Source organism: Streptomyces sp. BRA346, assembly GCF_052851135.1.
This window is the reverse complement of sequence record NZ_JAIWIH010000018.1, coordinates 150108-160453: the sequence shown is the minus strand read 5'-3', so window position 1 is coordinate 160453 and position 10346 is coordinate 150108. Positions and strand designations below refer to the sequence as shown.

At 70.7% G+C, this 10346-nt stretch carries 11 protein-coding genes; 3 read left to right on the top strand and 8 right to left on the bottom strand.

The genetic code is table 11. From position 1 onward, the window contains the following. From LCH29_RS21910 to LCH29_RS21900, 3 genes are all read right to left on the bottom strand, one after another. Positions 1-1410 (bottom strand): glycosyltransferase (locus LCH29_RS21910; protein WP_446463439.1); only part of this gene is annotated, 1410 nt, incomplete at its 3' end. Positions 1411-1773: 363 nt separating this feature from the next. Then, entirely contained in the window at positions 1774-2223 is a 450-nt protein-coding gene (locus tag LCH29_RS21905; RefSeq protein WP_446463438.1) for a hypothetical protein, read from the bottom strand. A gap of 90 nt (positions 2224-2313) precedes the next feature. Beyond that, positions 2314-3231, bottom strand: a complete 918-nt coding sequence (locus LCH29_RS21900; RefSeq protein ID WP_446463437.1) for an RNA polymerase sigma-70 factor — start codon at positions 3229-3231, stop codon at positions 2314-2316. 195 nt (positions 3232-3426) lie between these two features. On the opposite strand from LCH29_RS21900, the gene LCH29_RS21895 reads away from it, so the two are divergent. Further along, positions 3427-3912 (top strand): carboxymuconolactone decarboxylase family protein, encoded by a 486-nt coding sequence (locus LCH29_RS21895; protein WP_446463436.1) that lies wholly within the window; start codon positions 3427-3429, stop codon positions 3910-3912. A 36-nt stretch (positions 3913-3948) separates the two neighbouring features. Here the strand turns inward: LCH29_RS21895 and LCH29_RS21890 are convergent, their stop codons facing one another. Next, positions 3949-4593: a dihydrofolate reductase family protein gene (locus LCH29_RS21890; RefSeq protein WP_446463435.1), complete on the bottom strand. Its 645-nt coding sequence runs from the start codon at positions 4591-4593 to the stop codon at positions 3949-3951. A gap of 54 nt (positions 4594-4647) precedes the next feature. Next, positions 4648-5226 carry a TetR/AcrR family transcriptional regulator gene (locus tag LCH29_RS21885; protein ID WP_446463434.1) on the bottom strand — a complete coding sequence of 193 codons (579 nt, stop codon included), beginning with the start codon at positions 5224-5226 and terminating at the stop codon, positions 4648-4650. Between the two features lie 76 nt (positions 5227-5302). On the opposite strand from LCH29_RS21885, the gene LCH29_RS21880 reads away from it, so the two are divergent. Further along, the gene (locus LCH29_RS21880) at positions 5303-5890 is read left to right on the top strand and encodes a dihydrofolate reductase family protein (RefSeq protein WP_446463433.1); all 588 of its coding nucleotides are present in this window, start codon (positions 5303-5305) and stop codon (positions 5888-5890) included. A 13-nt stretch (positions 5891-5903) separates the two neighbouring features. On the opposite strand, the gene LCH29_RS21875 is transcribed toward LCH29_RS21880, so the two are convergent. From LCH29_RS21875 to LCH29_RS21865, 3 genes are all read right to left on the bottom strand, one after another. Next, positions 5904-7124 (bottom strand): serine hydrolase domain-containing protein, encoded by a 1221-nt coding sequence (locus tag LCH29_RS21875; protein ID WP_446463449.1) that lies wholly within the window; start codon positions 7122-7124, stop codon positions 5904-5906. Between the two features lie 159 nt (positions 7125-7283). Beyond that, a complete protein-coding gene (locus tag LCH29_RS21870; RefSeq protein WP_446463432.1) occupies positions 7284-8264 on the bottom strand; it encodes an NmrA/HSCARG family protein in 981 nt (326 codons plus the stop codon). Further along, positions 8261-9223, bottom strand: coding sequence for an NADP-dependent oxidoreductase (locus tag LCH29_RS21865; RefSeq protein ID WP_446463431.1), 963 nt, complete (start codon positions 9221-9223; stop codon positions 8261-8263). The genes LCH29_RS21870 and LCH29_RS21865 overlap by 4 nt, the downstream gene beginning before the upstream one ends. A 127-nt stretch (positions 9224-9350) precedes the next feature. Here LCH29_RS21865 and LCH29_RS21860 point away from each other — a divergent pair, with 127 nt between their 5' ends. Beyond that, a complete protein-coding gene (locus LCH29_RS21860) occupies positions 9351-10346 on the top strand; it encodes a GlxA family transcriptional regulator (protein ID WP_446463430.1) in 996 nt (331 codons plus the stop codon).

Below are 10346 nucleotides of genomic sequence, written 5' to 3'. Positions count from 1 at the left end.
GTCGAGGTTGAAACCGAAGACGTACTCCAGGTGCTGCCACCGGCCCAGCAGGCTGCGCCGGTTGCCGACCTTGGTGTTCCCGCTCACCGCGCCGATGGCGGGCTGCGAGAGCGGCTGGATGAGCTGGCGGATGGCGTCCGGTTCGAAGACGGTGTCGGCGTCGACCATGACCACGATGTCGTGCTTGGCGTGCGCCAGACCGGTGTTGAGCGCGGTCGGCTTGCCCGAGTTGGGCTGACGGATCACCAGCACCCGGGAGTCGTTGCTGGCGGCGGCGATCTCGGCCGTCCGGTCCGTCGACCCGTCGTCGATCACGATGATCTGGAGCTTCTGGTGGGTGGAGGCCAGCAGCGACTGGATGGTCCCCTCGATGCCCGCCTCCTCGTTGTACGCGGGGACGAGCACCGTCACCGGGTCATTCACCACCGGAAGCTCCGGGGCGCCGGGCCGGTAGCGGGTCAGCCGCCGGACATGAGCGCGGGCAAACACGACGAGCAGCACCAGCCGCAGCACCCCCAGCGCGCCCGCGATGCCCAGCACCCACGTCATGATGGTCACGAAAGCGCGGCCGACGGCCGCGAGCGAGATCAGGGCGGTGCCCTCCCAGCGCTGCACGGTGGAGGACCGGGCCTCGACCGGCGGCACCCCGAGCCCGCCCGTCACCGTGGTGAACCGCTGCACCCGCGGGTTCTTCAGCAGCTTTTCCGTCTCCTGGTACGCGGTGTCCGTCTGCGACAGCTGCCGGATCATCCCCTGCGAGGGCCGCCGCGACGGCTTGTCGGCGGCGACCAGCGCGTACCCCTGCGCGGCGACCTTGCGCGCCGCCTGCCACTCGACGCCGCACAGCGTCTCCACGTCGGTGGTCAGCGGCATCCGCATCAGCCGCGGCTCGGCCCCCACGGTGCCCGCGAGCGCCGATTCGGTCAGCGACAGCTCCATCTTGGAGCGGACGGACGACGCCGTGCCCATGTCGGCGCCGGTGTAGGTGTTCGACCCGATCTCATGGCCCTCGGCTCTGATCCGCCGCACCAGATCCGGGTGCTCGGCCGCCTTGGCGCCGTTGAGGAAGAACGTCGCGCGCGCCTTGTTCCTGCGCAGCAGGTCGAGGATGCGCGGCGTCCACTCCGGGTCGGGCCCGCCGTCGTAGGTGAGCGCCACCGTCCCGGCGGGCATCCTCACCGTCTTCACCTGGCCGTTGTTGATCTGCACCACCGGCCCGCCGCCGACGATGTCCTTCGGCACCGGACTGGTGCACGCGGGCCGCGACTTCGCGGCGTCCACCTCGTGGGTGGTCCAGCCCTGGAACATCAGCAGGCCGAACATGAGGGGAAGGCTCAGGGAAAGCAGCAGCCAGTGCGCGCGCGGGTCACGGGACCGCTTGTGTCGGCCTCCTCGGATCGGGTGGCTCATCGGCTGGATCGTCCCCCAGAGGTCAGGGTCGCATGAGCCACGGGGCCAAACGTGGCACGTCTTCGGGCGGGGTCGGAGGATGCCGAAGCCGCCCGGGACGACCCACGCGGCATCGGACGGTCTCACCGTAATGAGGGCGGCTGAGCGCCCCGGCCCAACCGGCGGTAACGGATAAGAATCCGCCGACGCCGCCCTGTTGGGCTGCCGGATCACGTATCGTCTGTCGGCGGCCCACCCACGGCCCGGGAACGGCCCCCTCCGCGTTGACCAGCCGGCACCTTTGTGCCTGTTCCGGATAGTTGGGGATACCGAAAAGGCAACGGTCCGCCGACAGAATCGGCGGACCGTCATGAGAGAGCGAGGTCAGGCGACGGCTGTGGCTGTCGCCTTGTGGGCGGTGTTATTGCCCCAGTATTCGTAGACGACGATGCCGACGGCCGTGTCCTCGAGGAAGAAGTTGCCCTCAATGGATTCGCAGCGTCCATTGTTGGAGGGGTCGGACGTGAACACCCACACCGAGCCGGATCCGTCCCGACCGCTCACCTCGACCGTGATTCCGCGGCCGTCGGATCTGTTGTCGCAGACGGTGACCTTTTCCACGCCGGGGTGACCGTTGAGGTCGGCGTCGAAGAAGGCGGCGCCGCTCTGGTTACTCGTGTAGATCCAGCCGCTGTTCTGCGAGGCCTGTGCCTGGGTGGCGAGGCCCATCGTCGACATCACCGCGATGCCGGCCACGACCGAGGCCTTTCGTATTGCTCGCATGGTTCCCTCCCGTTTCGCCGCGCCTTCAGCCGAGGCGCGCCAGCGCGTCACCCTATGTACGGGATTTCACCGAAGGCAAGATATTTTTTCCAACTCCGTTGACCGAGCCTCCAGTTCGCTGACTTCCGGTGGGCTCCGGGCTCAGCGGTGCAGGGCGGTTTCCCGTCGCATGTGGGACAGCTTCTCGGGGTTGCGCACGGCGTACAGGCCGGTGATGAGGCCGTTGTCGATGCGCACCGCCAGAACCGTGTCGACCGCGTCGTCCTGCTGGAGGATCAGCGCTGGGTGGCCGTTGACGTGGGCGGGGCGCAGCGAGCCCACCTCGGACATCCTGCCGAGACCGGCGGCCAGCAGGCGGCCCACCTTGTCTGCGCCCACGACGGGCCGCGGGACGGCCTGCTTGATTCCGCCGCCGTCGCCCAGGAAGACGACGTCCGGGGCGAGGATGTCGAGCAGGCCCTGAAGATCGCCCGTTTCGGCCGCCCGCTGGAACGCGTCGAGCGCGTCGCGGGTCTCGGTCGGGGAAACGGCCCCGCGCGGGCGGCGCGCCGCGACGTGGGCCCGGGCCCGGTGGGCGATCTGGCGGACCGCGGCCGGGCTCTTGTCGACGGCGTCGGCGATCTCGTCGTACCCGAGGTCGAACACCTCGCGCAGCACGAACACCGCCCGCTCGGTCGGCGCGAGGGTCTCCAGCACCAGCAGCATCGCCATCGAGACGCTTTCGGCCAGCTCGATGTCCTCGGCCACGTCCGGGGCGGTCAGCAGCGGCTCGGGCAGCCAGGGGCCGACATAGGACTCCTTGCGGCGGCCGAGCGTCCGCAGCCGGCTCAGCGCCTGGCGCGTGGTGATCCGGACCAGGTACGCGCGCTGGTCCCGCACCTCGCCGAGATCGACGCCCGCCCACCGCAGCCAGGTCTCCTGGAGGACGTCCTCCGCGTCGGCGGCCGAGCCGAGCATCTCGTAGGCGACCGTGAACAGCAGATTGCGGTGGGCGACGAACGCCTCGGTGGCCGTGGCCGTGTCCGTGTCCGTGTCATGGGAGTGCTGCTCACTCTTCACCGGCTGCTCCTGCCTGCTCGCTCTCGACGATGCCACGCGCACAAGACGCCGGTCGCGGCGGTTGTGTGACACCTCCGGCCGGTGGCGTACGTCACACGGCCTGAGGTGTCACAGGGAGCGGGTGGTCGGCATCTCGTGTTCGCCAGTGCACCACCACGAGAGACACACGAGAAACGCACACGAGAGGACACCGTCATGGACGCACGGTTCAACCTGTTCGAGAACGAGTTCGGCGCCAGGTTCTCCAAGCGGTTCGCGAACGCCGGGCTGCTGATCCACCAGTCGTCGCTGCCGAAGTCCACGCAGGAGCTGGTGTCGCTGCGCGCCAGCCAGATCAACGGCTGCGGCTGGTGCATCGACATGCACACCAAGGAGGCCGCGGCCGCCGGGGAGACCGCGGTCCGGCTGGGCCTGGTCGCCGCGTGGCGCGAGTCCACCGTCTTCACCGAGGCCGAGCAGGCCGCGCTGGCGCTCGCCGAAGAGGGCACCCGGCTCGCCGACGCGTACGACGGCGTGTCCGACGAGACCTGGGCCCGGGTGCGCAAGCACTACGACGACGATCAGATCGCGGCCCTGGTCTCGCTGGTCGCCCTGATCAACGCGGCCAACCGGCTCGCCGTGATCGTCCACCAGCGGGGCGGCTCGTACGAGCCCGGCATGTTCGCCGCCGCGGTCGGCTGACCGCCGGACGCGCCCGGCCCGCGCCCGGGTCCGGTGTCACCTCCGCCAGAACAGGTGGTGCGTCACCCCGCTCGGGCTGGGCACGACGTCCAGGTGGAACCGGTCGCGCAGCTCGTCGGGCGACTCCCAGAGCCGTGACCCGGCTCCCAGCTCCACCGGCGAGACCGTCACATGCAGGGTGTCGACGAGGTCGGCGTCGAGGAACGCCCGGATGATCGTAGCCCCGCCGCCGAGCCGTACGTCCTTGCCCCGCGCCGCCTCCCGCGCTCGGGCGAGGACCGTGGCCGGGTCGGCGTCGACGAAGTGGAACGTGGTGTCGGAGAGCGTGAAGGAAGGTCGCGGGTGGTGGGTCATGACGAACACCGGGGTGTGGAACGGGGGCTCGTCACCCCACCAGCCGCGCCACTCGTAGTCCTGCCAGGGCCCGCGCTGCGGTCCGAACTTGTTGCGGCCCATGATCTCGGCGCCGATGTTCCGGGCATAGTCCCGCGTGAGGTAGTCGTCCAGACCACGGCTCCCGCCCGGGTCGGTGCGCATGGGCCAGCTCGCCGTGGCCCCGGCCCAGGCGAACAGCTCCCCGGGATCGGCGTGGCCGAACGGCCGCTCCAGGCTCTGGTGCTCACCGGCACCGAACCCGTCCCGCGAGACGTTGAAATTCTGGACTCTCAGCAACTGCGTCATGTGGTTCCTCCTGGAGGGGGCTGACGACAGTTGGACCGTCCGGCCCGGCCGAACTCATCGCTGCGTGACGATGCGCTCCACCGCGGCCGCGACCAGGGCGTCCCGCTCGGCTTCCGAGAACATGTCCGGCAGCGTGAGCTGCTCGACGATCAGCCAGTTCAGCGCCAGATACAGCAGCCGGACGGCCGTCGCGTCGCCGGGCAGGCCGGACTCCTCGTGATAGGCCACGTTGGCGGCCATGTCGGCGCGGACGCGCTCGGTCAGGACGGCGCGCAGGGCGGGCCGCCGGGTGGCCTCCAGGCGGAGTTCGAGGAGCGCCAGATAGCCGGTGCGGAAGGCGCTGATCCGGCCGACGAGCTCCCGCATCAGCGCCGTGTACCCCTCCCGGTCGCGGGTGCTCGCCCGCTGCCGGGCGATGGTCGCGTCGTCGGGCTGGAGCCGTTCGTAGACCCGGGCCCCGGCCTGGGTGAGCAGGTCGTCGCGGTTGGCGAAGTAGTTGGAGGCCGTCCCCGGGGGCACGGCGGCCTCGGTGTCCACCGCCCGGAAGGTCAGCCCCCGCGCGCCCTCCGCGGCCAGCACCTCGATGGCGGCGTCCACGAGGGCCGCCCTCCGCTCGTCGTTCCTGCGAACCATTGACACCACTCCAGTTGTAGTACTACGTTCACGCCACCTCAGTCAGAGTACTACGAGCGGAGTGGTGGTTCACGGTATGCGAGAACTCGTCTACTACGTCGCCGTCAGCATCGACGGCTATATCGCCGGGCCCGACGGGGAGTACGACTTCTACCCCGGGGGCGACGAGGCGCAGCACGCCCACTACATGGGGTGGATGAACCAGCGCTACCCCGAGACCGTCCCCACCGCCCTGCGCCCCGCCCACGGCCTCGCCGACGCGCCCAACCGGCACTTCGACACCGTCCTGATGGGCCTCGGCGCCTACCGCCCCGGGCTCGACGCGGGCATGCCGAGCCCGTACGCCCACCTGCGCCAGTACGTCGTCTCCAGCACCCTCGGCGCCGCGCCCGCCCCGGACGTCACGGTGGTCGACGGCGACCCCCTCGCCCTGGTCCGCGACCTCAAGCGGGAGGAGGGCCAGGACATCTGGCTCTGCGGCGGCGGCCGACTCGCGGGGACGCTGCTGCCCGAGATCGACCGCCTGATCGTCAAGAGCTACCCGGTGGTCGCCGGGGCCGGAATCCCCGCCTTCCACGGCGCGTTCAACCCGACCGTCTTCCGCGTGACCGACCGCGAGTCGTTCGACAACGGCGTGACGGTCACCTGGTCCACCCGGCGCTGACGATGGCCACGCCTCAGCCGGCCGGGGTGGCGGGCAGGGGCTTGCCCAGCATGGTGCAGACCGCGGCGTCCACCAGGGCCTTGTTGGCGGTGGCGGCCTTCGCCTCCTTGTCGCCGAAGTTGGTGATGGTCAGGACCGCGACACTGCGGCGGCCGCTCCCGTCGGTGTAGACCTCACTGGAGTAGCCGGGCTGACCACCGGTGTGGCCCCAGACGGTGCCGCAGGGAGTGTCCACCTTCATCAGGCCCAGTCCGTACGCGCCGCGCTCCTCGGGCGCGGTGACCATCGTCCGCATCTGCTCCATCTGCGCCTTCGGCAGGAGCTTGCCGGACATCAACGCCGTCTGGAACCGCTGCCAGTCCCGAGCCGTGGAGACCATGCCGCCCGCCGCCCACGCCCAGCTCGGGTCGATGTCGCTGGTGTCGACGTTGTCGTGCGGCCGCCCGGGGCCCGCGAACCCGGTGCCCTCGGGCAGCTTCACCGTCGGGGCGAGGATGCGCCGGAGGCGTGCGGAGCCCGGCTCGTAGCCGGTGGCGTGCCTCTTCCCGGAGCCGAAGTCGGCGTTCGTGGCCAGGAAGGAGTCGTTCATCCCCAGCGGGCCCGTGATCCTCTGCTCGATCAGGCGGGCCAGGCTCTTCCCGGTGGCCTTCTCCAGGATCAGCCCGAGGGCCGCGTAGTTGGCGTTGCTGTACGCGTACTTCTCGCCGGGAGCGGCCGGAGGATCCTGCGGAGGGGTGATCGCGAGGAGTTCCCCGGGCCGCCACGTGCGCCGCTCCTGCCCGGTCAGGGTGGGCAGGAATTCCGGCGTCAGCAGGTAGTCGCCCAGTCCGCTGGTGTGGTTGAGGAGCATCTTCACGGTGATGTCCCGCCCGCCCTCGACCACGCCCGGCAGCCACTGCTCCACCGGGTCGGCCAGATCGACCTTGTGCTGGGCGACCAGCTGGAGGATGAGGGTCGCGACGACCGTCTTGGTGTTGGACGCCATCCTGAACCGGTCGTTCACGGCCAGACGGTGATCGGCCTTGGTCCAGGCCGTCTGCCGGGCGATCTCCACGGGCTTCCCACGGCCCCGGTCCACCCGGACGATCACTCCTAAGGAGTCCGTGTCCGCCGCGGTTTGCGCGAGCTCCGCCAACCGCCCGTCGGCCGCTGCCGCCACCCTCGTCGTGCCCGAGCCCGCTTCCGATTCCGAGCAACCGACGAGCAACCCGCTGATGCTCGTCACCAACGTCAGCGTGAGTGCCCCTCGCAGGATCCGGCGGCTCGATGCCCTGTATGACGCCACAGTCGTTCTCCCTCGCAGCTTCTCGCCCGGTCGCGGATGGCGATGGTGCTCATCCTTCTCCGCGCGAGATCACAAGGGGATCCGGCCAGCCCGCCGGATCACCGGGGGTTATCCCCCTACCGCTCGGCGGCCCCCATCCCATCCGGTGATGGTCAACCAGTCGCCGAAGGTGGCGAGTTCGGGGTGCAGGGCGCGCAGGGCCTGAAGGTCCCGGTCCCGGGAGAGGAGGTCGCGGTCCTGGAAGAAGGCGAACATCGCGGCCAGGTCGTGGCCGATCCCCGGTAGGGACCGGCTGAACTCGTCGAGGTCCACCGCCCGGTAGACGCTCGGCACACCGGTCGTCCTCTCGAACACCGCCGCGATCTGGTCACCGGTGAGGGCGTCGGCGGCGATGCGCAGGGTCCGGCCGCCCCAGTCGTCCCAGTGGTCGAGCTGATGGCGGGCGAAGAAGGCGATGTCGTCCAGCGCGATCAGGGGCCAGCGACCGGCCTCGCCGAGCGGCAGGGCGAACACGAGGCCCTCACGCCCGTCGGGCAGCCGGGTCCGCTGCGGCGCCATGCCGTACAGGTTCTCGAAGTATGGTGCGGTCACCAGGACGGCGACGTGCCGCGCATACCAGCCGTCGGTCTCCTGCCGCATGGCCTCTTCGGAGCGCTGGAGCGCGATGTGGGCCTCCACCGCGGCCTTCGCGTCGTAGTGCGGGACCGGGATACGCCCGTCGGTGAGGACGGCGGCGTAGTCCAAGGACGACCAGACGAACCGGTCCACCCCGGCCTGCTGTGCCGCGCGCAGGGCCCGCAGCCCCTGTGCGTACTCCTGCTGAGGGCTGGCGGTGGCGAAGAAGTCGGTGTTGCAGAAGACCTGGTCGACACCTTGGAAGGCGGCCTTCAGGGACGGTTCGTCGTCCAGGTCACCGCGGACCGGCCGAACGTCACCGGGGGTGTTCTCGACCAGGGCACGGGCCCGGTCCGAGGACGGGTTCCGCGTCAGCACCCGCACGACGGTGCCGGTCCGTGCGGCGAGGGCGCGGACGACCCGGGTACCCATGGCCCCGGTGCCCCCGACCACGAGCGCGGTCGTCGACGTCACTGCGCCACCTCCAGCACGAGCTTGCCGCGGGTGTGGTTGGTCTCGCCCAGCCGGTGTGCTTCGGCGGCCTGTTCCAGGGCGAAGCCGCGTTCGACCTCGACCCGGACCGCGCCGGAGTCGACCAGGCCGCCGATGGCCGTCAGGGCGGCGGCGTCCGGCTCGACCAGCAGCGGGCTGGTGCGCACACCCGCCTGTCCGGCCGCGGCGGCCAGGCCGTCCGAGACACCGCCCGGGATGGAGATGATCAGGCCGCCGGGCCGGGTCACCGACACCGATCGCACGTCGGTGTCATCCGCGGCGCCCATCAGGTCGATGACGACATCGACCGTCCCGGTGGCCTCCTCGAACCGCTGTCGGGTGTAGTCGATCGTCTCGTCCGCGCCCAGTTCCTTCAGCCAGGAGTGCCGGGGCTCGCGGGCGGTCGCGATCACCTCGGCGCCGAGGTGCTTGGCGAACTGCACCGCCAAGTGCCCCACACCACCGGCCGCGGCGTGCACCAGCACCCGCTGCCCGCCGGTGACGCGCGCCGTGTCGACCAGGGCCTGCCAGGCCGTGAGCGCCGCGAGCGGCAGCGCCGCGGCCTCTGCGTGCGAGAGCGAGGCGGGCTTACGGGCGAACTGGCGGGACGGTGCCGTGACGAACTCGGCGTACCCGCCGGCCGGGCGCGGGAACCACGGCATGGCGTAGACCTCGTCGCCGGGTGCGAGCGTCGTGACACCGAAGCCGACCTCCTCGACGATGCCGGAGACGTCCCAGCCGAGGATCAGCGGCAGCGTCTGTAGCCCGGCCATACCGTGGCCCGCACGGGTCTTCCAGTCCACCGGGTTGATTCCGGCGGCGTGCACGCGCACCAGCACCTCGGTCGGCAGCGGCTCGGGGCGCGCGACCCGGTCGGTGGTCAGCACCTCCGGTCCACCGAACTCCTTGATGGTGACGGCGCGCATCGTCTGCTCGCTCATATGTCCTCGCTCATATCCGCTTCGCGTGTTCTTCGGTCCGGGCCAGGAGCCCAGGCACGATTCAGCCTCGCTGACGCACGGAGACGCCGTGAGTGGCCGGACAGCCACCTGTCGTACCATTCCGGCCATGCCGCATCGTGTTGCCGTTCTCGCCCTCGACGGGGTCATGCCGATGGACCTGGGCATCGCGGCCCGGGTGCTCAACGAGGCCCTCGACCCGACCGGGGCACGGCTCTACTCCGTGACGACCTGCTCGCTCGGCGGCCGGCCGGTCCGCACGAACGAGGGCTTCCGGATCGTCGTCGACGACGACGAGTCGCTCCTGGAGGGTGCGGACACCGTGGTGATCGCCACCCAGGAGCCCGACGAACATCTCCTGGCCACCGGCGAGCTGCCCGCCCCCGTCGCCGCGGCCTTCGCCCGGATCGGGCCCGAGACCCGCATCGTCAGCCTGTGCACCTCGTCATTCCTGCTCGCGGCGGCCGGGCTGCTGAACGGACTGCGGGCCACCACCCATTGGGCGCTGTGCGGCCAGTTCACCCGGCTGTTCCCCGACATCGAGGTCGATCCGGACGTGTTGTTCGTCGACAACGGACGCATCCTGACAGCTGCGGGCGGGGCGGCCGGGATCGACCTGTTCGTCCACCTGGTCCGCAGGGACCACGGCGCGGCCGTGGCCACCTCCGCGGCGCGACGATGCGTGGTGGCTCCCTGGCGCGAGGGCGGCCAGGCACAGTTCATCGAGCACCCGGTGCCGAAGGATGCCGACCGTTCCACCTCGGCCACCCGTCAGTGGGCACTGGGCCGACTGGCCGAACCGGTCACGCTGCGGGAGATGGCCCGCCATGCCCATATGAGCGAACGCACCTTCACCCGGCGGTTCCGCGCCGAGGTGGGCACCAGCCCCCTCCAATGGCTGCTGCACAGCCGACTGACCCAGGCACGCCGCCTACTGGAGTCCAGCGACCTGACCGTCGCGCGGATCGCCACCGCCTGCGGCTTCGGGGACCCCGTCGCGCTCCGCAAGCACTTCCATTCCCACCTCGGCCTGTCCCCACTGGCCTACCGCCGCGCCCACTGCGCCCCTGAACCGGCCCGGACAGAGCCGCTCCAGGTGCCCTGA